This window comes from Bacillus sp. GB_SG_008, assembly GCF_052038115.1.
GTDB lineage: Bacteria > Bacillota > Bacilli > Bacillales > Bacillaceae_G > Bacillus_A > Bacillus_A rhizoplanae.
This window is the reverse complement of the sequence record NZ_JBPZSK010000006.1, coordinates 232216-255369: the sequence shown is the minus strand read 5'-3', so window position 1 is coordinate 255369 and position 23154 is coordinate 232216. Positions and strand designations below refer to the sequence as shown.

The window sequence follows — 23154 nt, the reverse complement described above, 5'->3', positions numbered from 1 at the left end:
AATACATGTGCAATATATATTGATAAAAAGGGAGAGTGATAGCATGGTTAGTATTTTTAAGAAATCTACCATGGTAGCATTGGGAACACTGCTAGTGTTAGGTTTTAACCAAACAGCATTAGCAAGTACAGCAGAAATTACGACTGAAGGTGGAAACAAAATAGGAGTTGGAGTCCCTAGGTCTCAATCTTCACCAGTATTGTATCTAGGAGCGGATTCTAATCCTTTTGAATCTAAAACTAATCAGTCTCAGGATCGTGTAAAACGAACGATTACGGTTGACCCATCTTCTACCGATACTACCGTTGAGATTCCATTTGAATTTAGAGATGGGGAGTATCTAGTTCTTGGGAAAGACAGCAAAGGTGATACGAATGGTTCAGCCAATATTTACAACAAAGAAGGTAAGTCACTTGGAATTGTATCGGTAAAAGCAACTGAGAACAAAACAGACCTTATTGATGCAGAAGTGAAAAATGGCAATACCCTAGTATTAAATGTACAAGCTGACACTCTTGCTCAACCGACTAACGTTGAAGTCGTTGCATTGGCCACATATTATTCAACTTACTTCTCTAGTTTTGCTTGGATTACTCGCGATGGGGTAAAATCTTTAAGCTTGACGCATACATCTTATACCGTCAATGCTCCTGATCCAGGTGAGGCTGCTGTAAGAATGATCGATTCTTGGAATAAATTGTATGCTGTACATAGCAGTAGTTCAAACTGGTATAACACAGGCGGAATGAAAGATCAGTATGAATGCCACTATAATTTCGCTAAGACAAAAAACCCTTGGAATTTAGAACCATCCAGACCAGATGTGAGTTACTCGGCAACTGTTGCAGCTCTTTGTAATCCTTAATCATTCATTTAGGGGTCCCGCCCCATCGCTATCAAGCTAAAGTTTTACACTACCCATAAAGCAAAAAAGGCGTTATCCTTTCTGTAGAATTATAAGAAAGGATGGCGTTTCTTTATGAATCTTTCGATTCTTGATGAACTTCAACCGATTGCTGAAGAATTATAACGACATATGTCTTCTCATGTTCTAGAAGGTTCTGGTGCAAAAACTTAAGGACAATTGCAATCAATCTATAAATCTTGGACATACTGTTACTATTACTTTAGAAAGGGTGCGGGATTGGTATGGAAAAGGAAAATGTATTCAAATGGAAGCATTATCAGCCTGATATTATTTTGTTAACGGTAAGATGGTACCTACGGTACAACCTCAGTTTTCGTGATTTGGTGGAAATGCGAGAAGAACGGGGTTTATCCATTTCTCATACAGCGATTATGCGTTGGGTTCATCAGTATGGTCCTGAATTGGACAAACGAATCCGTCGTCACCTCAAACAAATAAATGACTCTTGGAGAGTCGATGAAACATATATCAAAGTAAAAGGTCAATGGATGTATCTGTATCGTGCTGTTGATTCGAAAGGAAACACAATTGATTTTTTCCTAAACAAAACAAGAGACCAGAAGACCGCAAAGCGCTTTTTCAAGAAAGCTTTGCGGTCTTTTCATGTTTCAAAGCCACGTGTTATAACAGTCGATAAGAACCCGGCTTATCCTATAGCAATTGAACAGTTGAAAAAAGAAAAAAGCATACCTGATGGTATGCAACTTAGACAACAAAAGTACTTGAATAACATAGTAGAACAAGATCATCGCTTTATAAAGAAGCGAATCCGTTCTATGCTAGGGTTCAAATGTTTTGACACAGCTACATCCATTCTTTCTGGAGTAGAAGCCATGCATATGATTAAAAAAGAACAGATTGATTTACGGGACCAGTCTGTCCAAAATCAGAAAGAATTCATCCATCAATTGTTTGGACTTGCAGCATAAGATACGATTCCGTTAGGAATATATGCGCTTTATTCTCTTTTATTTTATTTTTGCACCAGAATCAAAAGGCTTACTACATCTCTCGTATCAAGCGGGTGGGGCTTGTGTGATAACTGGTGAGGTTTCAGAACGTAATATGTCATTAGAAAATGGAAAGATTACAATAAGTCCAGAAGGTGCAGAGTACCTGGTTAAAGAGTTGCAACAATACCAAGTTAAATAGAGAAATTAAAGGCTCCGCCATACAGGGAGCTTTTTTATTATCAATATAATAATTTCACGTATCGTAATGATTAACAGATCAAAACAAACCAAATAACAGTCTACATTTATATCTTGTTTCGCCCCTGGTTACAGCAACGCTGGTACTGGGCCAAGAAGCGAGTCTGAAGCGTTTAAAAACACATTTGTATAAATCCTTTTTTTGCTATTTAATAAAGTCATAAAATGGGAGGGATGATAATGAAACAGGTGGCTGTAATAGAGGGGAACTATCGATATTCTCTAATCAGGGATTGGACTAAAGAAGTCAAGCAAGAGCAACAGCGGAGAGTGTTGTTTATAATGCTGAATCTTAGTACTGCTAATGCTTTTGAGAATGACCAAACGACACAAAGATGTATAGGCTTTGCGAAAAGCTTTCATTATACATCTTTAGAAATTGTTAATTTATTCGCTTGGATATCAACAAATTGGAATGTAGTCAAGGGAATGAAGGAAGAAGAAGCTATTGGTCCCAAGAATGATGAATATATAAAAAAAGCCTTAAATAATTGCGATATGGTTATTGCAGCCTGGGGAGATGAGGCCACTACCCACAAGTCTGATAGGCTTAACGAATTAATGTCTTTAGTAATGAATGAATATAAAAAACCAATATATTGTCTTGGGAAAACAGGAATAAAGAAACAACCGCGACATCCTTCACGTCTAGCTAAAGAAACAAAACTGGAGGTGTTCAGATGAATGAAAATAATCGGTTAAACAGAACAGAGAAAGAGAAACGGGAATTTAAGTCTAAGGAAGGTTTATTAATTGATAACGAAGGAGAAGTAATTGGTGGGGATGCATGGATGTGGTGTGATGAATGCCTTGCTGATTTTAAAATAGAAGGTTATCCAGTTTGCGAGAATTGTTTAGAAGAATATAAAACAAAACATTCCAAATCGGGCAAAGGTTAATCCTTTGCTTTTTGGTTCTGGTGCAAAAAATACTCGATAGAAATATAGAGTGTCAATTTCCTTTAAATTGCTAGCTTATGAAACTAATCCAAACAATTTATGAATGAATTCTTTTTGATTTTGGAAAGACTTCTCCCTTTGGAGAGTCTGTCCTTTTTTGATCATGTGCATAGCCTCTATCCCCGCAATAATTCGTTTAGCAGTCCGTAAGGACTTTAATCGGTTCTGGTGCAAAAACTTAAGGACAATTGCAATGAATCTATAAATCTTGGACATACTGTTACTATTACTTTAGAAAGGGTGCGTGATTGGTATGGAAAAGGAAAATGTATTCAAATGGAAGCATTATCAGCCTGATATTATTTTGTTAACGGTAAGATGGTACCTACGGTACAACCTCAGTTTTCGTGATCTGGTGGAAATGCTAGAAGAACAAGGTTTATCCATTTCTCATACAACGATTATGCGTTGGGTTCATCAGTATGGTCCTGAATTGGACAAACGAATCCGTCGTCACCTCAAACAAACAAACAAATGACTCTTGGAGAGTCGATGAAACATATATCAAAGTTAAAGGTCAATGGATGTATCTGTATCGTGCTGTTGATTCGAAAGGAAACACAATTGATTTTTTCCTAAACAAAACAAGAGACCAGAAGGCTGCAAAGCGCTTTTTCAAGAAAGCTTTGCGGTCTTTTCATGTTTCAAAGCCACGTGTTATAACAGTCGATAAGAACCCGGCTTATCCTATAGCAATTGAACAGTTGAAAAAAGAAAAAAGCATACCTGATGGTATGCAACTTAGACAACAAAAGTACTTGAATAACATAGTAGAACAAGATCATCGCTTTATAAAGAAGCGAATCCGTTCTATGCTAGGGTTCAAATGTTTTGACACAGCTACATCTATTCTTTCTGGAGTAGAAGCCATGCATATGATTAAAAAAGAACAGATTGATTTACGGGACCAGTCTATCCAAAATCAGAAAGAATTCATCCATCAATTGTTTGGACTTGCAGCATAAGATACGATTCCGTTAGGAATATATACGCTTTATTCTCTTTTATTTTATTTTTGCACCAGAACCCTTTTTTCTAAAGTTTAACGACGTTTGAAAATCTTTGCAACAGAACCGTTTTTTGAGTTACACAACACAATAAAAATGGTTAACTATAAGTAAAAAAGAAAAAGACCGGCTTCTATCGGTCTTTTCAAATATTCTTATATTGTTGGTCTCTTCTTAGACCTAGATTTTCTAGGACCTACAATTAATTTGATTGCTGTTCTTTCTTGATTATTGATTGAAATCTCTTGAAACGCTGGAATAAGAACCAAGTCAATACCACTAGGAGCTACGAATCCTCTTGCAATAGCAATGGCTTTAATTGCTTGATTTATAGCGCCAGCTCCAATCACTTGAATTTCTGCATTACCGCTTTCTCTTAATACGCCTGCAATTGCGCCTGCAACTGAATTGGGATTTGATTTTGATGATACTTTTAATATATTTTCCATGTAAGTTGCTCCCTCTGTTATTTAATCGCCTTTTTTGGTTACTGACTGGAATATAATTAACGTACCTTTAACTAATATTCATATCCAAAGCAAACAATACTATTGAATGTATTTATTCGATACTTTTTATGTTGTACCTGCCCATCTACATAAATAAAAAGCGAATTACTAAATCTTAAACTTAGTCATCGCTCTATCCATTGCATCTTGGTTTACCCCTATATATCAAAGTGTTACTCTTTCTGATGAATGATTAAATATCCCCATAAGCAACGCTCTGTTCTTTGTCTGCATGTACATGTGATATCCAAACGTCTTACGTAATGTATGTGTTCCTATCTCATCTAAACCAAACTCTGCTGCTGTACTTCTAAGTATTTTGTATGCCATACTACGACCAATCGGTTTGTTACTACCTTGTCTGCTTTTAATTAAGTACTCATGATCTTCTCTCTCTTCAATGAACCACTTCAACTCTTGCAGTAATTTGAATACGTTTCTGCTTACCTGTTTTCATTTCATGCATTAAGATGTGACTACCTTTCAAGTCACCAACTTTCAGTTTCAAGATATCACTAATACGTAACCCTGTGTTAATTCCTATTACAAACAGGATATAATTACGTTCACGTCCTAATGGACGGTTTTGTTAAGTGATAATAAAGTTATTTAATTTATAATAAAGCCCTTTAATAAATAATAAAGTTGTTTAATACTTATTGGACTAACAGACAGATAGCTCAATAAGAAATAGACTATTGGTTAATTGTGGTATATAATTTCATTTACAGGAACGTATGTTCTTTGTTTTAATGTAGTAGCTTTTGATGCGAAAAATAATAAACTATGAAAATTGTGATTGGAGTGTTAGTGGATGAAAATAAAAAGAGTTTATCTTTATGTATTTAATACAATGTCAGACTGGGAATATGGATATTTAATTGCTGAACTAAACTCAGGAAGATATTTCAAAAAGGATTTAGCATCTTTAAAAGTGATTACAGTAGGAGCGAATAAAGAAATTATCACTACGATGGGTGGACTGAGTATAAAACCAGATATTTCTCTTGATGAATGTACCTTTGAGAGTAAAGATCTTGTAGTGTTACCTGGAGGGAATACTTGGGGAGAAGATATTCATCAACCTATCTTAAAAAAAATTGATGAAGCTTTAAAGCTTGGTACTATAGTTGCTGCAATTTGTGGTGCAACTGTCGGGCTAGCGAATAATGGATACTTAGATTCTAGAAAGCATACAAGCAATAACTTAGAGTATATTAAAATGGTCTGCCCTAATTATAAAGGAGAAAAATTTTATGAGATGGGACCTGTGGTAGCTAGTGAGAATTTGGTTACTGCATCAGGAGTAGCTCCTCTAGAATTTGCGATGGAAGTATTGAAAAAAATAGATGTATTTTTACCAGATACATTACATTCGTGGTATAACCTAAATAAGACTTACAAACCTGAATACTTCTTCCAGTTAATGAATTCAATAAATAAATGAGCTAAAAAAACAACTTTGCAGTTAGTTTAACAAGAATTAAACAATTTTATTATTAAGTTTTGAGTGCAAACATATTTAAATGGATAAAAATTAAACAACTTTAAAGAGCATTACTACAATAAAATGTAGCAAGGCTCTTATATTTTTATAAGAAAATTAAATAACTTTATTATCACTTAACAATAGGACAGTTTGTTGCTTTTTGGGAAAAAGATGGGGATAATAAAAACCAAGCCTTTTCATATGAAAAAGCTACTGATTTATTGGTTATCAATACTTTTACTAGAAATAATAATTTTGGACAATTCGTTTTTCCAAAAGAAGTACTTGTAAAACAAAGTATCCTTAAAACAGCCACTACAAAAGGAAAAATGGCAATTAGAGTTTACCCTAGTTGGGAAAATCCCACTAGCAAACAAGCTATCGAAACACAGAAATGGCAATTAGAATATTTTGTTGGGATGAACAATACAAATAGTTTACCAATACAAGAACTATTAAAGCTATACTCTAACTAAAATTGGATAGCCCTAAATGTGGTTTTAAAATAAAGTTCGATAATTTAAAACAAAGTATTCCATTTCCGTAAACAGGTGCGTTAGTGGAATAAGGAGTATTAAAATAATCAAACTTTTTTATAAAAATTTCATACTTAGTTAAAAAGAGAAACTCCATTTTGATCAATCTTTTTTCAAAATGAAGTTTTTATATTTGCTTTTAAATAAGGATTAAAACACATTTTTTAATCAAACTTTATTGCAAAGCTACAGTTTACTGATTTTCACCTAATTCCTAGAGATAAAGGTGGAATCTTTATGTTTTATAACAACAAGAATGAACTAATGTTTGTTGGTAAGGCAAGAAAGTTAAGACCAAGAATAAAAAAATATTTTGAAGATACTGTATCAGTAATCAAAGACCATAGAGATGAAGTAATCAAAATTGATGTTTGTCTTGTAGAAAACGCGATGGAAAGAGAAATTTATGAAACATATATCGCTAATAAACAAAAGTCAAAATATAATGTAGACAAAGTGTTCTTTAAATAAGTAAAAGCTCATAAAAAGGACTAATAAAATGAGACAACTTTGCCTCGGCTTATTAGTCCTTTTTTACCGCTTGCAACGTTACGTTGCACAATGATACGGATATCACTTGAGAGAAAGAACAATTTGATACGATAAAGGATGGGAATAGATTGGATAATCATAGCCAAACACCGGCGTATATATATACGTATGCATTTCGCGAAGAGGAACGTTCTTTATGTTATATGGAGATGCGCTCACTTTTTGGAACGGAATCGCACTCTAATATATTGAAAAGCACAATCAAAATTGATCCGAGCCGAAGCCCGTTTATTAAAGAACGGATTGACGTAATGTATGAAGGAGATGAACTGCCAGATATTTTGAAGCAGGTCGAACAGATTGATTTGTCTGGATCCACGTTCAAAGTCATCTTCGTTAAAATTAATGATCTTGATAAATCGAAAAAAATAGAATACGGAGAACGCCGCCTTATTGAGCGAGATATCGGCATGCATATTGAAGGTGAAGCCGATGTGCATCATCCAGAGCGTGTATTTGGCATTGTAATCATTGGCGGACGTTGGTACTTCGGAACATATATGGAAAGCGAGGCTGTTTGGTTCCATCACGTGAAAAAACCACGCAGCTATTCTACGTCACTAAGCACACGTGTAGCGAGAGCTGTTGCGAATATCGCTGTGCCAAATCCTGATGGAGTCAAAGCGATCGATCCATGCTGTGGTATTGGAACGGTAGTGGTAGAAGCACTCTCTATGGGCATTGACATCGTTGGCCGTGATATTAACCCGCTTGTCGTAATCGGATCAAGAGAAAACATCGCGCATTTTGGTTTTGAAGGAGACGTAACGGTAGGACCTATCGAAGACATTCAGACAAACTACGATGTAGCAATTATCGATATGCCGTACAATCTATTTACGTGCGCAACACCAGAAGATCAATTCTCGATTTTAAAACATGCGCGCCGTATTGCAAAAAAAGTAGTAGTTGTAACAAGCGAAACAATGGATCACATGATCGAAGAAATTGGATTTGAAATTACAGACCGCTGCGTAACAAGAAAAGGAAACTTTTCTCGGCAAATTCTTGTTTGTGAATAGGGAAGTAAGGGAAGACCAATGGGTGCATTGGTCTTTTTTTGTTTACTTTTCATTTTTAATGGTACAATTTCACTTTGAGGGTAAGGTAGGGATACAGCCGAGATACGTGTAAAATTAGGTCATAGTAATACATTTTTTACCAAACGTTGTTTTTCGGTGATATTTGTAACATAAACGTTCATTTTTGTTACGTTGTATATTTGAAAATTAGAAACGCCCTCACCGTTGAATTAGGCCTAGTTCCAGCGTTCCTGTAACCAGGGGCAAAGTATCTATTGAGAACACAGTGTTTTAGTGGTTAGCCCGACTTAATTCTTAGGAAAAACCAATGATTTTACAGTAACAAAAACGATCAGTTTAGATACAGTGTCAATTTGTACAGAATTATCGTTTTGGGGTAGTCCTAAATCCTTAGCTTGATGGGCATGTGGTGCTACCCCATATTGATATTATCCCCTTAAGGTAGACAGTGTAAAAAGACCATGAATACACATGGATGTTACACTTTTACTTGGAGGGGATAATATCAAACCAGTCTGTCCAAAATCAGAAAGAATTCATCCATCAATTGTTTGGACTTGCGGCATAAGATACGATTCCGTTAGGAATATCTACGCTTTATTCTCTTTTATTCTTTTTTTGCACCAAAACCAAATAAGCTATCCACATATTGTTTCAGATAATTTCAAAAGATTGTGAGGTTTTTTATCAATTTTTATTGACTTTTTTATCAATTTACATAAATAACAGAACAGCCTACTGCTTCTTTTATCCATCTTTACCAATTAATTAAGGAAATTACGTAACTTATATCCTTATTGCTTGCACAATCCCATCTTGTCCAGCTTGGATGATTTGTCCGTTTTGAACAATTGGTGTAGAGTAAACATAGTCCGTAGAAAAATGATACTCATCAATGATACTTCCATTCTTCAAATCTAGCCCCGTAAGTAAGCCATTTACACCAGAAATATAGACTTTTTCTCCTTCAGCTTTAACTGGTGAAGCATTAAATACGCGTTGTTTTGTTGTTGTTTGCCAAAGCAGTTTACCCGAATAAGGATCAATAGCACTAACTTTTCCCCATTCATCTGCTAAAACAGCCGTAGTGTTTTCTATTAAGATGAGTGGCGCGGAATAGAGAAAACCACCCTTAAATTTCCACTCGATATTTCCAGTATGACGATTAAGAGCATATGTGTTCGAAACATTCGAAACATAAACAAGATCTTTTGTCCCTTCCTTGGATGGAACGATTGTTGCTTTTGTTGCCCATGGACTATATATTAACGTTTTATATGGTGTTTCTCTTATCAGAATGGTAGATTCCCATATTACTTGTCCATTGATTCTATCCAATGCATAGGCCTTGCCGTCTCCTGCTCCCAAATAAATGGCTTTATCATCAGCGGTTGGCATCCCAGCAGTAAAACCGCTAACTTCTGTTGACCATTTTATTTTTCCAGTTTGTGCATCCATTAAAACGATATGATGCCCCGATGGAATGATTAGTTCCCCATTATCATAATAAATGTTGCCTAGAACGGGACTTGGCGTTTTACTTTTCCATACTGTTTCACCATTACTGGTACGAATACAATAAACCATGCGATCTGATGTACCAACGTAGATATCGGTTTCCTCATTATTTAATGCTGGCTGTGAATAAATCGGTTCCTTTAGTTCTCTCGACCATTTTTCTTTCCCATTATTCTGATAGATAGCTGTAACGCTTCCGGCTGTTGTTGTTGCAATAACTAGATTTGAAGAAGATATACTTGTTAAATCAGCTTGGATTGGTGCTAGCAGATCTTCTTGCCATTCTAATCTCGATGTACCGTGAGGATCTTCTATTTGTATAGTCTTCGAAGAATCCCACCATTCGGCCCGTTCATTTTTAACTCTGATCTGTAATCGGTATTTTCCTATAGGCATTGAATGCAAGTCTATGATTTTTTCAAAGCGAAGTGAGGAATTGCTTACTTGATTTAGGATTTCCCAGTTACCATCATCCTTTCCGGCATATTTATGGTCAGGCCAGAATTGATAAAGAACCTCTTTTGCTTTTGTACGAGGATCCAATATAACCTTTAATTCACCTTCTGAAGATTTATACTTTTGTTGAAATAATATAGCCTTTGGCTTTTCATGTTCTGCAGGTCTTGCTCCTGTAAGAGGAATCTCGGTCAGAACCGTTCGACTTTGAATACCCTCTTCATTAATACCTGCATGGTGAACTGATAATAAAGGCTGTTTATCAATGGTCTTTTTTTCTATCCAGAAAAACACAGGTGCATCCTTTGCAGCAGGAAGACTGAAAATATGACAGCCATTTTGCATCCACATTTGTTCTTTGTGAACATGGCCGCTTAAAATCAACCGAACGTTATAGGACTCAATCATTTCAAAAAGAGCTTCTTCATTGGATATAAAATAATTGTTATCTCCAATTGGATAATGCAAGTACAGTACGACTGGGGTTTTTCGTCCGATAGACTGTAGGTCTTTTTCAAGCCAATTTAGCTGGTCTTTCGTAAAAAATCCTGGTTCCTGAAGAAGCTGGGTAGGATCTAAAGCAATAAAATGAATTTCACCGAAATCAAAGGAATATTGTGATTTACCGACCACGTCATGAAAAAGTTCTCCAGCCCATTCGTCCCATCTTACTTCATGATTTCCCTTAATGGCATATAATCGATTTCGATAATTTTCAGGAATTAAACGATGAAATTCTTGATATTCTTCTGGGAGACCAGCCTCTATTAAATCGCCTAAATGAAGCACGAAGGAAGGAATATCTTTGGATTGAAAGCTAGAAAAAATCTTTTTAATATACTCACTTCTGTGTGGTGAGTAAGGTTCAATATGAGTATCCGCAATCACTGCAAATGAGAAATCTTCATTTTCCCAAGAAGACGCGTCGACTTTTATCGGAAATTGACTTAGGAAGAATAAGCCAGCTACGCCACCTGACATTTTTAAAAAATCTTTTCGATTCATTGGTGATACGTTCATTTTTATCTCATCCTTCTTATCAAATATGGTTTATAAATAGATTTTCTCTGTTCATGAAGAAAAAATTTCCGTCTTCTGCAATTTCTTACGATAGATAAAGGCGGATAAAGTAATGCTAATTTCATAGATTAATATCAGCGGAACTAATACGAGTATGTCTGATATAAAATCTGGAGGAGTAATTAGTACAGACGTTATGAGAATCACAAAATAAGCAATTTTTCTGGATTTCTTTAACATCTGAGGATTTATTATTCCTATAGCTGTTAAAAATAGAATGACAACAGGCAGTTCAAACAATATTCCAAAAGGAACGGTCAAACTAATTAGAAAACTAAAGTACTTTTCCGAAGTATAAAATTGCTGAAATCCTTCTCCTGCTAATTTTTCCAGAAAGGATAGAACAATAGGAAAAACAAGAAAATAGCCAAAGGAAATTCCCAGAATAAATAGCAAAAATAGTGCGGGAATTAGCATAAAGGTTGCTTTTCTTTCATGCTCTTGAAGGGCAGGCAAAACAAAACGCCAAACATGATATGCAGCTAATGGTATAGTAAGAGCAAGTGAACAGACGGCCGATATTTTGAAATAAATCCATAAAATATCTCCTGGTCCGAGTAAGGCGAGCATACTTTCTAAGTCTTTAACTAGCCATTTATAAATTTGTTCTACAAAAGCAAACGATAAAGCAAAAAAACTAAAAAGCTTCCAAGGGTATAGATAAGCCTTTTTCTCAATTCTTCTAGATGTACCGTTAATTCAACTTCCTTATCCTTCATGTTTTTCACCTCAATAATAAAAAAGAAGAGAGATAAGAAATATATCCCTTTTCTCAATCCAAAATTTAAATTTTTTCATCTTCCTTTTTAGAGTCCGAAGATACTAAATCCTTCGTCGAATTTTTAAATTCTTTTAACGTATTACCAAATGCACGCCCAATTTCAGGTAACTTAGATGGCCCAAATATGATGAGTGCAATAATTAAAATTAATATTAGACCTGGTACTCCTATGTTTTGTAACATGCTGTTGCCTCCATTAAAAATATTTTTAAACGATTGAGACGAATAAGATGAACTACATTTATCCTTTCACCGCTTCTTCCTTCACTCTGTCATTTAATGGTAAAGGATCCATACTTTGATCGTTGTTTGTTAAATCAATTCCATAGTCCTTAGCGAAAACCATATGGGTTTCAACAAGAACACCTTCTTTATTTTCATCTAAATTGAATACTCTTGCTCCACGTAGTCTGTTGTTATCAGCACCACCAAGACCGTACGTTCCAAAACCTGTGTTACCAGCATACCCAAGCAAAATTCCATAATAGTTGCCACAATAGGTGTTTATATGATCATGTCCGCAGAAAACTCCTTTAACGTCTCCTCTATCTAACATGGCTGAAAACAAGCCGCTGTTAACCGGTCCTGGGCATTCATCTTCATTTCTTTCTCCTACTATTTTATGCCTTGCCATTGCAAGCTCATGGCTTGCTTGTGTTCTTACGTCTACGCCTCCATGCCACATAAAACGATGCTCCCATAAAGGGATATGAATGAATACGAGTGAAGGAACTTTATAACCGTATTGCTTCTCAAGTTTTTTAGATTGCTCATAGTACCAATTCACCTGATTGAAACGGAGCCAGTCCCAAGTTGGGTATCCTTTAAAATCTTGCCCGGCTATTTGTGCTGGTGCATATCTTCCGCTATCAAGAAGCCAGAGGTTGAATACGGCTTTATCGCCTTTTGAATTTCTTATTAAGAGGTTCATGTTTCCTGTTCCAGAAAGGCCCTTTTCTCCAGGTTCATTCATATTATATTTGTAATTACTATAGAACTTCAGCATGTCATTCTCATACATTCCGGTCTTGGCTGAACAATCTTCATCATGATTTCCAAATGTAACCGCCCATTTAATTCCTCTTTTTTCCATTGGCTGAGTTACATTATTTAGGGCTTGTTTCATCTCTAATTCCGTATCAATGCCTGATTCAATATTGTCACCGTTAAGAACAACAAAATCCGGCTTCTCTGAGTCAAGAACTTTCTCCATAAGTTCAATTGTTCTGCGATCAATTCGTTCATCATCTTGAGTATCGTTAAATTGTACAACTTTAAACTTGCCATCTGAGTTAAATTGAAGCTTAGCATTTTCTGATTGTTCAGCATGTGCTTTATTAGTCAACAAATCAACCGGCAAACCAGTAGAAGCAACTGTTAACGCAAGCGTACTCACTCCTCCTATTTTTATAAAACTCCTTCTGTCTAACCCTTTGCTTTGATCCTGATTACTCATGAAAATTACCTCCAAATTTTTAAAAATTTTTTAGAGCCTAGCAATCGAAAAGAGAGAAAATAGGGAAAAAAGGTTTATACAGTTTCAAGTACAAGCAATCATTATTTAAGAACTGCCGCCATTATCCCCGTAATCTACATTTCCATCGTAGAATAAAAATATTGATAGAATATTAATTATGCTAGAAATATAAGTAAAAAAAACAAAACAAAATAGCCAAAGAAAACAACAAAATAGCCTTAATAAGAAAAACATTCAGATTATTTATAGAAGAAAAGATAGATGAAAAAGATGCTTTTAGGTTTTGTTTTCTTCTCCATTTTTGATAAATTTACAAAACTTAACATTTTCTTAGGCTTTTTTTTATATTCAGTTCTTATAATTGATTAAAACAAAACAAATCCAAATGATGGAGGCATTGAAAGTATTGTATGAATAAACATTTAATGACAGAAAGGTATAGAGTAATAATTAAAGAACTTGAGATAAAAAATAAAGTTAATGTAGTAGATTTAGCAATAAAATTAAACGTAACACCAGAAACGATTCGAAAAGATTTAAGCGCGCTTGAAGAGAAAAAGAAATTACGTAGAATTCACGGTGGGGCTATTCGATATTTTTGTTTGATTAAAGAACCTCATTTTAATAAAAAAATCGGCATCTCTCATAATCAAAAAAAAATGATAGGGGAAGTTGCGGCAACTTTTATTATGGATGGAGAAACAGTTGCTCTAGATGTAGGATCAACAACCTTACATATTGCGAGTTCCATTGAAAATGTAAAAAATATCACGATTGTGACCAACTCATTAGCAGCAGCCGAAATCTTAAATAATCGATTAGAAAGCCAACTATTTGATGGCAAAGTAATCGTACTTGGAGGGATAACTAATCCACTGCAACGTTCAATCAGTGGACCATTAACCAATCTGTTATTAGAACACTTTTATTTTGATAAAGCGTTTATTTCATGTGGAGGAATTAGCAAAGATGGAATATGTGATTTCAATATAGATGAAGCAACTGCATCTACTATTATGATGAAAAGATCAAGAAGTGTTTATGTTGTAACTGATTCTTCCAAGATTAATCAGAAGGCTCTTTTTCATATAGGGTCATTCTCATCAATTGATTGTGTTATTTCAGATCAAGAAATGCCCGTTGATTGGTCTAAAGATGCTATGGTTAGAAACCTAAAATGGATTAAAGCAGGTGACATGAATTAAACATTGATTACCATGTCATCTTAAAGAGGCTCCTTATTCATTTAGATAGTTAGAAAAAACCTATTATGTACAGTTTCAAAAGTGAACAATTAAAGGGCGCATTTCCAGAGCAGGATTGCGCTCTTTTTATGTATCGGGGCCAGATTGTGGAGTAACGATATCAATCCAAAATTGGTTTTATATTGAAACTATTCTATAAAAAAATTCTGTATAAGTATATGAAAATACTAGCAAAGGAATTAATGAAGGGATATTCAAATGCAGAAGTACACCTATTCACCTCCCAAAATCAAACATTCCACTAAATTGGTTGATGTACTCGACCAACATGGGAATGTTGTATGTAGTTTTAAAAGAAATTACAAAAGTACCTTAACAAGAATTGTATCCTATATATGGAATATTGATTGGCTTGTTCAAATTGATGTTTATTCCAACGATAGAGATATAGTTTATCAGTGCAAAAAGACAACAAAGTGGGGTGGGCATCCATATTATCAAGTTTTCAACTGTAAAACCGATGAGGTATTCCAAATTACCTATAAAACTTGGCTAAAAATTGCACCTGAATTCTTCATTACAAGTCAATCAAATGAATTTACAATGAAAAAAAGTAATGGATTGGGTAAGATTCTATCATCAAGGTAAAGAAGTGGCGAGATGGAAAATGAAAACAACCGAAATGTTTAAAACATATTTAGAAATTGAAGAAGACTGCCCAATTCAAGGTCCCGAGTTTTTTGTCTGTTTATTTCAAAATATTTTCTTTGTTGGTGATTAGAAAATTAAACTTCATAAGCAATAATAATTTGTTATGGTGGCTAAAAAATAAACGTTTAATTGAGTGATATCACAGTTGCTCAGTTAAAGGGCGCATTTCCAGTTGTCGCTTTTAAATAAAGTCACGGTGTTTATAAAAAAGACGCGATGTTTTGCCCCTTTGGATCTGTTTATCTAAAGGGGTATTTTTATAGTGAAAAGTGAAAAGAAGATCTGAACTGAAAGGCGGATTAAGGAAATGTTGAATAGCAATAAAGTTACTCCACTAAGGGGCCATTTAACCTAATAAGGGTTTACCTACGAAAAATCGAATATTCCCTTAAAGAGCTCGGAAAATCTCTAGAACCCATTTTATCGGAGTTTTGTAAAAGGGGTGGTAACTACGCGAAACTATGACTAGTTTTGTATAGGAATACAAGAATAGAAGATAATCTGATCGCTATATATCTCCATCAAATTCTTATAAAACTGTTTATCATAAAAAACTTAAAAATCCCCTCAATCAAATTTCTTCTCAATTCCAACTTAAACAATATAAAATGTTGTTTTTTTTGTTTTATTTACTTTTTTTTAATGTGGAATTTACTTATGATTTATATTTTAGTAACATTTCCCATTTACAATTAGGCACGTACTAATAAAGTCTCATTAAATTAGGAGGATAAATAATTGTTATAACTATCAAGTTTTAACTTAAAAAGTAGTTTCTGAACATCGTCGAAATGAATCTGATGTATCTTCCTGCAGTTGAAATGGTTAATAATTTGTGATGAAAAGAGGATCAACATTATGAAAAACGACCAATCACAGAAAAAAATTAAAAATAGTGTTGTTTTTGAAAAAGAAATGAGTCGACGAGATTTTTTACAGGGGACAACGAAAACAGCTGGACTTGCGCTCGGCATCTCGCTTGTTCCGTTTAGTGGTCTTCAATTGAATGGAGGGCAAACAGCCCTTGCTGCAGCCAATAGTAATGTCATCACGATAACGAATCTTGAACAAGGGACAGGCTTGTTCAAAGTTAACTTCCAAGGTACAGGATGGGAACATTGGTCCTCGCACTCTGTTAACAATAAGACAGGCGTCTACTTTGAATTTGAATTTATAGGAGATCAATTCCGTCTACTGGGAGAATTAGATGCCGGAGACGGGATTGCCGCTATCTCTATTGACGGGGGACCGGAACAAAAAGCAGACTTGTATGCACCTAGTAGACAAACAGGTGTTTATTATGAAAGCCCTGAACTTGAAGCAGGGGAACATAAAGTAAAAGTAACTGTTACCGGGGAGAAGAACGCAGCGGCAAGCAATGCGTTTGTCAGCTTAAGTCAAATTGAAGTGAACATTCCTGCGGATATTTCTTTCATCGACTTAGTCCAAGCCGATGTTCAGCATGCTGGATTTATTGAGGAGGGTACCCATACTCCTGTCATGATTCGATTGAATGAAGTATACAGCGATTTTGTACCGAAAAGCATGAACATTCATTTTGATACATCCATTCTCAAGGTTACCGATGTGACAGGAATGCAAGAGGGATTGCAAGCACAGATGACGGAAGTCTCCAAAAATAAAATCGTAGTCAACTTCACAACTGGAAATCCTTTAAAACAACGAAAGACGGTCAATCTTGCGAAACTAAACGTACAAGCGAAAGGTAAAGTAGGTAAAACTGGCAGCATCACGATTAAAGACCTTGTTGTAGCGGATGCCAATGGTCGGGAAACTGTTATTTCGGAATTGAAAGTGGACATTTCCATCACGAGAAAATCCATCATGACTTTCAACGTCATTAGCGATACTCAAGGGGATACCGTGGATTTTGATACCGCATTGAAGCAAATGAATATCATCAACCCTTATTCCAAAGCGCTGGTTATTAACGGTGATATTACAAACTACGGCGATCCCAAAGAATTTGACGCGGTACGCAATATAATACATAACAATGCAGTTCCTTTCAATATCATTCCTGCCATGGGAAATCATGATTTGTACAGAAGACAGGATAGCGTAGAGGTCAGGTTTCAGCGTTTTTATGATTTTGCTGGAGTGGACAAGCCATACTATGAGCGCAAAGTTCGAGGTATTCCATTTTTAGTGTTGGGTAACGAAAACCATGCAAATTTCAGCACAGACCAAGTATATTTTAGCGATGATCAATTGAATTGGTTGCGCGATCGATTGGAAAAGTATTCGAAAGAGGCCAAACCGGTTTTTATCGCGACCCACCATGTCCTTCGCGACACCGTCTCGGGCTCGTACAAAACGTATTTGGGAGACTATCTGCGGCAAGCAGAGTTTATGGATATTATCGGGTATTACCCGAATGTATTCGTGTTTACGGGCCATTCACACTGGTCTTTGGAATTGCCAGATTGGGCGGTAAATGTTAAAGTACCGGGCGGTCATAAGAAAGGCATTACAGTCGTTAACGCCGGTGCCATTCAAACCGGATGGATGCCGACGAATCCGGAACCCGGAGAAATGATACACCCAGAAGGCGGCGCTTTTAATCAAGGCTTGCAAGTACATGTATTTGAGGATGAAGTTGTCATCAAAGGCCGGAATTTTAGAACCAATAGTTGGATGCAGGAGTACATTGTGCAAATCGATAAATAACAGTTTGAAAAATGTTATATAAATAGGAGGTCAATTAGAATGTTACAAAACATAGGGATTCCTGGTTTGATTTTAATACTTGTGATTGCGTTGATTATTTTTGGACCTTCCAAGCTACCGGAAGTAGGCCGGGCTTTTGGACGCACGTTAACTGAATTCAAGAGTGCAGCCAAGGGGTTAGTATCTGATGAAGATAAAGAGGAAGAGAAAAAGGAAGAAAAAAAGCCTGAATTAACGGCTGTTGAAAAGAAGCAGGAGAAACCAGAAGTTTCATAATCATATGTGGACGAGGTAACTCGTCTATTTCTTTTATATATAAGCAGGAGGTATGCATTATGGAAAAAAAAGATTTACATCTTATTGAACATTTAGAGGAACTTCGTCAACGAATCATTAAAACCTTACTTGCATTCATTGTTTTCCTCATTGCCACTTTTATTTTTGTAAAGGATATTTATGATTGGTTAGTTAGGGATCTTGACGGAAAGTTGGCCATCTTGGGCCCAAGTGATATTTTATGGGTGTATATGATCTTATCAGGTGTATTTGCCATAGCGGCTACGATTCCTGTAGCCGCCTATCAGACATGGCGATTTGTGACGCCGGCGCTGACCAAGGAAGAGCGTAAGGTGACTTTAAGTTTTATTCCGGGGTTATTTCTTTTGTTTATGATGGGAATCTCTTTTGGTTATTTTGTCCTGTTTCCGAACGTGTTAGGGTTCTTAATGAAGTTGTCTGCAGGGCAGTTTGAAACCGTGTTTACGGCAGAGAAATATTTCCGGTTCATGATTAGCTTGAGTCTGCCATTTGGCTTTCTATTTGAGATGCCCTTGGTCGTGATGTTTTTAACGAGATTAGGAATTCTTAATCCAATGAGATTGGCTAAGGCAAGGAAACTGTCCTATTTTTCTCTTGCTGTCGTATCGATCTTAATTACGCCACCTGATCCTATATCGGATATCTTGGTTATTGTTCCTTTGCTTCTTCTTTATGAAGTGAGTGTCACCATTTCCAAGATTGTTTATAAGAAAAAGCTTATAGGGGTAGAAGGAGCAATTGTGACGTGAAGTGCAAAGTAACTTACAGAAAATGTAATAATTCAATTAATTTCGTATAATTAAAGCAATCATCTTAATAGATGTTTACCAAAAACCATAATTTTTGAGTGTAATCTCATTTAGAAAACTTTGCAACAGAACCAACTTTTATATATGTTTCATCAACTCTCCAGGAGTCATTTGTTTGCTTGAGGTGACGACGAATTTGTTTGTCTAACTCAGGACCATACTAGTGTACCCAACGCATAATGGTAGTGTGGGCGATGGGTACACCACGCTCTTCCATCATTTCCACCAAATCACGAAAACTCAGATTGTACCGTAGGTACCATCTCACTGTAAGAAGGATAATTTCAGACTGATAATGTTTCCACTTGAACAAATTTTTCGTTTTCATACCGATGACACCCCTTTTTTAGAGTCATAGTATCAGTATGTCCAAGTTTGATAGATTTTTTGCACCAGAACCATATTTTATTTATTCCATTAAAGGGCGCGATTACTGAGTAAATAAATCCCAACTTCTCATTTATAACACTGAGAGATTGGGATTTTTAATACTAGAATCTTCTTAACGTTGTAATATGAATTTTTTGAAATTACCTCTAATTATCTTCACAATTAATTAACGAACAATGTTTATTTTCAAAAACCATTTTGATAATAGTGGAATGGAGGTGTACTTCAATAGATATGGGGCATTTTCTTACAAGTAATGGTTAATTAATTTCATCAAAAATAGCTACTACACGGCTCCACCCCGCACTTGCATTAGCAATATTGATAGGAAACGCACATACTGTAAAACCATATGGTTTTGAAATTTTATCAAGGTTACAAAGCTTTTCAATTTGACAATATTCTTTACGTCTGCCTACTAAATGGGCTTCCCAAAACTGTGACTTCCCTTCCTTTGCCTCTTTGGCTGTTACATTAAATGGACGATCTAGACCCCATGCATCTATCCCGATTAGTTTTACCCCTTGGTCGATAAGCCACTCTGTTGCTGATGCAGTTAGTCCTGAATGCAAGTACTCATAACCAGGCTGATGAAAATGCTTGGAAGTTCCAGTGTAAATAAGTATGATGTCATAAGGTTTGATTGAATAATTCATCCTTTTTAGTTCTTGTTGCAAATCATCAATACTAATCCCTTCGCCAGCTTGCTTGTAAGTCATATTAATGAGAACACCATCTCCATAACACCAATTTAAGGGGATTTGTTCAATTGTTTTTGCAGGTTTTCCATTAGATGTAGAACCATAATGATAAGGAGCATCAATATGGGTGTAGGAATGAGTTGATAATGTTACTTCTTCTACTGCCCAGCCTTCCTCATCTGGCCAATAAGACTTATCAAGCCCTAAATACTTTTCTGTTACTGTAATTGAATCTTTATGATCTTTGTAAATAATTTTATGTGCATTTGGCTCAAATTCCCGAGTAGCGTTTGATAATCGATCGCTTAAATCGATAATTATTTTCCCTTTTCCATTTCGTATAAAACTTTCAATCATAACTCCATTCCCCCTAGTTCCTTAAAATTCATAAGCTCTCTAACTTATACTAGAAATTTAATCTATTTTTGATTATATGCAAAACTTCTTTACAACTTTAACCATTTTTGATTGATAGTTTTTTACCTTTATCTGTATTCTTTAATCGGTATTTACGGTTCTGGTGCAAAAACTTCAGGACAATTGCAATGAATTTATAAATCTTAGACATACTGATATTATTACTCTAGAAAGGGTGCGTGATTGGTATGGAAAAGGGAAATGTATTCAAATGGAAGCATTATCAGCCGGATATTATTTTGTTAACGGTAAGATGGTATCTACGGTACAACCTCAGTTTTCGTGATTTGGTGGAAATGCTAGAAGAACGGGGTTTATCCATTTCTCATACAACGATTATGCGTTGGGTTCATCAGTATGGTCCTGAATTGGACAAACGAATCCGTTCTATGCTAGGGTTCAAATGTTTTGACACAGCTACATCCATTCTTTCTGGAGTAGAAGCCATGCATATGATTAAAAAAGAACAGATTGATTTACGGGACCAGTCTGTCCAAAATCAGAAAGAATTCATCCATCAATTGTTTGGACTTACAGCATAAGATACGATTCCGTTAGGAATATATGCGCTTTATTCTCTTTTATTTTATTTTTGCACCAGAACCAATTTATATTACAGCGAATCCCATCAATCAGTTATCCATCGTCAAGACATCTTTACAGCTTGTAGCGGTAACATCCCCCGTCCAACTGAGATTAAACCTAAGGACGTGAAATAAATGCAACTTGATAAGATCATACAAGGGCTAGAAAAGGAAGTTGAGAAGGTTGAACCCACACATATGGACGATGAGGCAATTAGAAAGTACATTTCAGTCCATAACCAGCCTATTGTAATCGCTATTCCACATTCAATTATGCGGTTTAGAAAGAGTAAGAATAAAGAAGAAGAAACCTCAGCCGAATAACCGGTTGGGGTTTTTCTATTTAAGGAAAGATAGGGACAAATGGAGGTAAAAGATTGCTGTAACTTAGCTAAAGAAGTTACACCAAATGAATAGTTTCAAAAGGCATTAAACAAGGCTTATGACGGTGCTGTAACGCCTATGACACGCTACACCAATCAACATGCTACAATGCGTTTCCACTGTGGCATGTGTGGTACTGAGTTCTTTAATAAGGCTGGTTATATGATTGGGAAAGACCATCAAAAACATATTTGTACTATGCCTTATGGTGATAGATTTGGTACTAGATTAAATAAGCTTGGTAATAGTAAGTTAACACCTCAAAAACGAAAGAAGAAGGTAGACCCTGAGAAAGTGGCAAAACGAGTATATGAGATGATTATAGAAGATTACACACCCCAGCAGATAGCAATGGAATTAAAGGTTAACCCAACTATAATAAAAGATCATTTTAAAGCGGAGGGACTAATTTAACTGTCTTTCTGCTTTTCTTTTTTATTTAGGTTGTTTTCGTAAAGATTGTTGTTTTTAATATAGGTAATTGTTGTTTTTCCATAATCTGTTAAAATGACAATAGATAAAACTATTTATTAAGAGATTAAAAAGGAATGTTAGAATTATAGAAATAGGAGGTATTAAAATGAGTAAAGACAAAGAAACTCCTGAAAGAACAAGAGAAAAACTAAGACAAGAAGAATTAAAACGAAATCCAACTGGAAATATGAATGACGCATTTAATAAAGCTGAACATGGGAACCTTACCGATTTAACAAGTAGTTTAGGTTGGAAAGGTATGGGTATTTTAATACTTGTAATTATTATAGGTTTTGTTGTAGCATCAATATTCTTTAAGTAAGAAGACTTCTTTTTGAAGTCCTTTATTTAGAATCCTTCCCAGTGATTCCCTCAACTATCTCCCTTGCAGATTTCCTGTTCTTATTTATTCCGATGAGTTCATTTAATCCTTTACGCACATCACGAAACCCATTTTCAAATGTAGTTTGTAATCCTGTATGTACTTCTAAGGTTTCATTCTTTAATCCTTTTACACTATCCCCTAATTTCGTTACCTTCTTCTCCATTTCTGTTACCTTGTTTAGTATCTGTTTCGCTAACTCAAGTTCTCTTTCTGTTGCCATGCAGCAAGACCTCCCAAAATATTTTATAACCATTATATCAGCACCGATTGTGCCAAAAAGGTTTCTAGAAAAACCGCTCAATTTTTTCTGACCGTTTTCTAATATACAGATCAGTACAAACAGTGAGGACACCCCTTTCCTAGATTGCGATACAGCAAAGAAAGTAAGGTGGTTGGTCATGAATCAAAAGTTAATTGCCTAGAATCCGCCCACAGGGTATTCCATTATCTACCATCCATACTTTCCAGTCCATCCCGTATATTTTGTAACCACTAGACAGCCCATATACAGACCCCTGCCCTTGTATATAGGGGTATCT

Annotated in this window: 22 protein-coding genes and 8 pseudogenes; 20 read left to right on the top strand and 10 right to left on the bottom strand. The window is 35.5% G+C overall.

Annotation, left to right across the window (positions count from 1 at the left end; all coding sequences use genetic code 11):
• The first annotated feature begins 79 nt into the window (after positions 1 to 79).
• The 5 genes and pseudogenes from ACTDJC_RS17285 to ACTDJC_RS17265 all read left to right on the top strand — a co-directional run bounded on the left by ACTDJC_RS17285 (position 80) and on the right by ACTDJC_RS17265 (position 3038).
• Positions 80 to 865, top strand: coding sequence for a DUF2599 domain-containing protein (locus ACTDJC_RS17285; RefSeq protein WP_440604172.1), 786 nt, complete (start codon positions 80 to 82; stop codon positions 863 to 865).
• A 284-nt stretch (positions 866 to 1149) separates the two neighbouring features.
• Entirely contained in the window at positions 1150 to 1857 is a 708-nt protein-coding gene (locus tag ACTDJC_RS17280) for an IS6 family transposase (protein ID WP_440604171.1), read from the top strand.
• 85 nt (positions 1858 to 1942) lie between these two features.
• A pseudogene (locus ACTDJC_RS17275) lies at positions 1943 to 2080 on the top strand (AbrB/MazE/SpoVT family DNA-binding domain-containing protein); the annotation flags it as partial.
• Positions 2081 to 2319: 239 nt separating this feature from the next.
• Entirely contained in the window at positions 2320 to 2823 is a 504-nt protein-coding gene (locus ACTDJC_RS17270) for a DUF1643 domain-containing protein (RefSeq protein ID WP_440604170.1), read from the top strand.
• Positions 2820 to 3038, top strand: a complete 219-nt coding sequence (locus ACTDJC_RS17265; protein WP_440604169.1) for a hypothetical protein — start codon at positions 2820 to 2822, stop codon at positions 3036 to 3038. Before ACTDJC_RS17270 ends, ACTDJC_RS17265 begins: the two co-directional genes overlap by 4 nt.
• 75 nt (positions 3039 to 3113) lie before the next feature.
• Here the strand turns inward: ACTDJC_RS17265 and ACTDJC_RS17260 are convergent.
• Positions 3114 to 3257 (bottom strand): annotated as a pseudogene (locus ACTDJC_RS17260) (IS6 family transposase); the annotation flags it as partial.
• 94 nt (positions 3258 to 3351) lie between these two features.
• Here ACTDJC_RS17260 and ACTDJC_RS17255 point away from each other — a divergent pair.
• A pseudogene (locus ACTDJC_RS17255) lies at positions 3352 to 4063 on the top strand (IS6 family transposase).
• Positions 4064 to 4260: 197 nt separating this feature from the next.
• On the opposite strand, the gene ACTDJC_RS17250 reads toward ACTDJC_RS17255, so the two are convergent.
• Positions 4261 to 4554, bottom strand: a complete 294-nt coding sequence (locus tag ACTDJC_RS17250) for a stage V sporulation protein S (protein WP_098311296.1) — start codon at positions 4552 to 4554, stop codon at positions 4261 to 4263.
• Between the two features lie 225 nt (positions 4555 to 4779).
• A pseudogene (locus ACTDJC_RS17245) lies at positions 4780 to 5179 on the bottom strand (tyrosine-type recombinase/integrase); the annotation flags it as partial.
• A gap of 249 nt (positions 5180 to 5428) precedes the next feature.
• On the opposite strand from ACTDJC_RS17245, the gene ACTDJC_RS17240 reads away from it, so the two are divergent.
• From ACTDJC_RS17240 to ACTDJC_RS17225, 4 genes and pseudogenes are all read left to right on the top strand, one after another.
• Positions 5429 to 6061 (top strand): type 1 glutamine amidotransferase family protein, encoded by a 633-nt coding sequence (locus ACTDJC_RS17240; protein WP_440604168.1) that lies wholly within the window; start codon positions 5429 to 5431, stop codon positions 6059 to 6061.
• A gap of 182 nt (positions 6062 to 6243) precedes the next feature.
• Complete coding sequence (locus tag ACTDJC_RS17235) at positions 6244 to 6579, top strand: MepB family protein (RefSeq protein WP_440604201.1); 336 nt, start codon at positions 6244 to 6246, stop codon at positions 6577 to 6579.
• 252 nt (positions 6580 to 6831) lie between these two features.
• Positions 6832 to 7110, top strand: a pseudogene (locus ACTDJC_RS17230) (nucleotide excision repair endonuclease); the annotation flags it as partial.
• Positions 7111 to 7259: 149 nt separating this feature from the next.
• Positions 7260 to 8213: a TRM11 family SAM-dependent methyltransferase gene (locus ACTDJC_RS17225; RefSeq protein ID WP_097898858.1), complete on the top strand. Its 954-nt coding sequence runs from the start codon at positions 7260 to 7262 to the stop codon at positions 8211 to 8213.
• Positions 8214 to 9020: 807 nt separating this feature from the next.
• Here ACTDJC_RS17225 and ACTDJC_RS17220 read toward each other — a convergent pair.
• The 4 genes and pseudogenes from ACTDJC_RS17220 to ACTDJC_RS17205 all read right to left on the bottom strand — a co-directional run bounded on the left by ACTDJC_RS17220 (position 9021) and on the right by ACTDJC_RS17205 (position 13525).
• Positions 9021 to 11228 carry an outer membrane protein assembly factor BamB family protein gene (locus ACTDJC_RS17220; RefSeq protein ID WP_440604167.1) on the bottom strand — a complete coding sequence of 736 codons (2208 nt, stop codon included), beginning with the start codon at positions 11226 to 11228 and terminating at the stop codon, positions 9021 to 9023.
• A 51-nt stretch (positions 11229 to 11279) separates the two neighbouring features.
• Positions 11280 to 12007: pseudogene (gene tatC, locus ACTDJC_RS17215) on the bottom strand (twin-arginine translocase subunit TatC).
• A 65-nt stretch (positions 12008 to 12072) separates the two neighbouring features.
• Positions 12073 to 12252 (bottom strand): twin-arginine translocase TatA/TatE family subunit, encoded by a 180-nt coding sequence (gene tatA / locus ACTDJC_RS17210; RefSeq protein WP_230576992.1) that lies wholly within the window; start codon positions 12250 to 12252, stop codon positions 12073 to 12075.
• A gap of 58 nt (positions 12253 to 12310) precedes the next feature.
• Positions 12311 to 13525, bottom strand: coding sequence for a metallophosphoesterase family protein (locus ACTDJC_RS17205; RefSeq protein ID WP_440604166.1), 1215 nt, complete (start codon positions 13523 to 13525; stop codon positions 12311 to 12313).
• A 431-nt stretch (positions 13526 to 13956) separates the two neighbouring features.
• On the opposite strand from ACTDJC_RS17205, the gene ACTDJC_RS17200 reads away from it, so the two are divergent.
• From ACTDJC_RS17200 to tatC (ACTDJC_RS17175), 6 genes and pseudogenes are all read left to right on the top strand, one after another.
• Positions 13957 to 14751, top strand: a complete 795-nt coding sequence (locus ACTDJC_RS17200; RefSeq protein ID WP_230576990.1) for a DeoR/GlpR family DNA-binding transcription regulator — start codon at positions 13957 to 13959, stop codon at positions 14749 to 14751.
• A gap of 258 nt (positions 14752 to 15009) precedes the next feature.
• A pseudogene (locus ACTDJC_RS17195) lies at positions 15010 to 15532 on the top strand (tubby C-terminal domain-like protein).
• Between the two features lie 284 nt (positions 15533 to 15816).
• Complete coding sequence (locus tag ACTDJC_RS17190; protein WP_440604200.1) at positions 15817 to 15927, top strand: winged helix-turn-helix transcriptional regulator; 111 nt, start codon at positions 15817 to 15819, stop codon at positions 15925 to 15927.
• A gap of 393 nt (positions 15928 to 16320) precedes the next feature.
• A complete protein-coding gene (locus tag ACTDJC_RS17185; RefSeq protein WP_440604165.1) occupies positions 16321 to 18153 on the top strand; it encodes a DUF4073 domain-containing protein in 1833 nt (610 codons plus the stop codon).
• Positions 18154 to 18192: 39 nt separating this feature from the next.
• On the top strand, positions 18193 to 18429 hold the full coding sequence (tatA, locus tag ACTDJC_RS17180; RefSeq protein ID WP_098311325.1) for a twin-arginine translocase TatA/TatE family subunit: 237 nt from the start codon (positions 18193 to 18195) through the stop codon (positions 18427 to 18429).
• A 59-nt stretch (positions 18430 to 18488) separates the two neighbouring features.
• Positions 18489 to 19220, top strand: coding sequence for a twin-arginine translocase subunit TatC (gene tatC, locus ACTDJC_RS17175; RefSeq protein WP_440604164.1), 732 nt, complete (start codon positions 18489 to 18491; stop codon positions 19218 to 19220).
• Between the two features lie 133 nt (positions 19221 to 19353).
• Here the strand turns inward: tatC (ACTDJC_RS17175) and ACTDJC_RS17170 are convergent.
• A pseudogene (locus tag ACTDJC_RS17170) lies at positions 19354 to 19608 on the bottom strand (IS6 family transposase); the annotation flags it as partial.
• A 322-nt stretch (positions 19609 to 19930) separates the two neighbouring features.
• Complete coding sequence (locus ACTDJC_RS17165) at positions 19931 to 20728, bottom strand: cyclase family protein (protein WP_154713218.1); 798 nt, start codon at positions 20726 to 20728, stop codon at positions 19931 to 19933.
• A gap of 248 nt (positions 20729 to 20976) precedes the next feature.
• Here ACTDJC_RS17165 and ACTDJC_RS17160 point away from each other — a divergent pair, with 248 nt between their 5' ends.
• From ACTDJC_RS17160 to ACTDJC_RS17145, 4 genes are all read left to right on the top strand, one after another.
• Positions 20977 to 21330 carry a hypothetical protein gene (locus ACTDJC_RS17160; RefSeq protein WP_440604163.1) on the top strand — a complete coding sequence of 118 codons (354 nt, stop codon included), beginning with the start codon at positions 20977 to 20979 and terminating at the stop codon, positions 21328 to 21330.
• A gap of 177 nt (positions 21331 to 21507) precedes the next feature.
• Positions 21508 to 21696: a hypothetical protein gene (locus tag ACTDJC_RS17155; protein WP_440604162.1), complete on the top strand. Its 189-nt coding sequence runs from the start codon at positions 21508 to 21510 to the stop codon at positions 21694 to 21696.
• Positions 21697 to 21918: 222 nt separating this feature from the next.
• Positions 21919 to 22170, top strand: a complete 252-nt coding sequence (locus tag ACTDJC_RS17150; protein WP_440604161.1) for a hypothetical protein — start codon at positions 21919 to 21921, stop codon at positions 22168 to 22170.
• Positions 22171 to 22336: 166 nt separating this feature from the next.
• Positions 22337 to 22552 (top strand): DUF6366 family protein, encoded by a 216-nt coding sequence (locus ACTDJC_RS17145; protein ID WP_440604160.1) that lies wholly within the window; start codon positions 22337 to 22339, stop codon positions 22550 to 22552.
• A 22-nt stretch (positions 22553 to 22574) separates the two neighbouring features.
• On the opposite strand, the gene ACTDJC_RS17140 is transcribed toward ACTDJC_RS17145, so the two are convergent.
• Entirely contained in the window at positions 22575 to 22835 is a 261-nt protein-coding gene (locus ACTDJC_RS17140) for a chromosome segregation protein SMC (RefSeq protein ID WP_440604159.1), read from the bottom strand.
• Between the last annotated feature and the right edge of the window lie 319 nt (positions 22836 to 23154).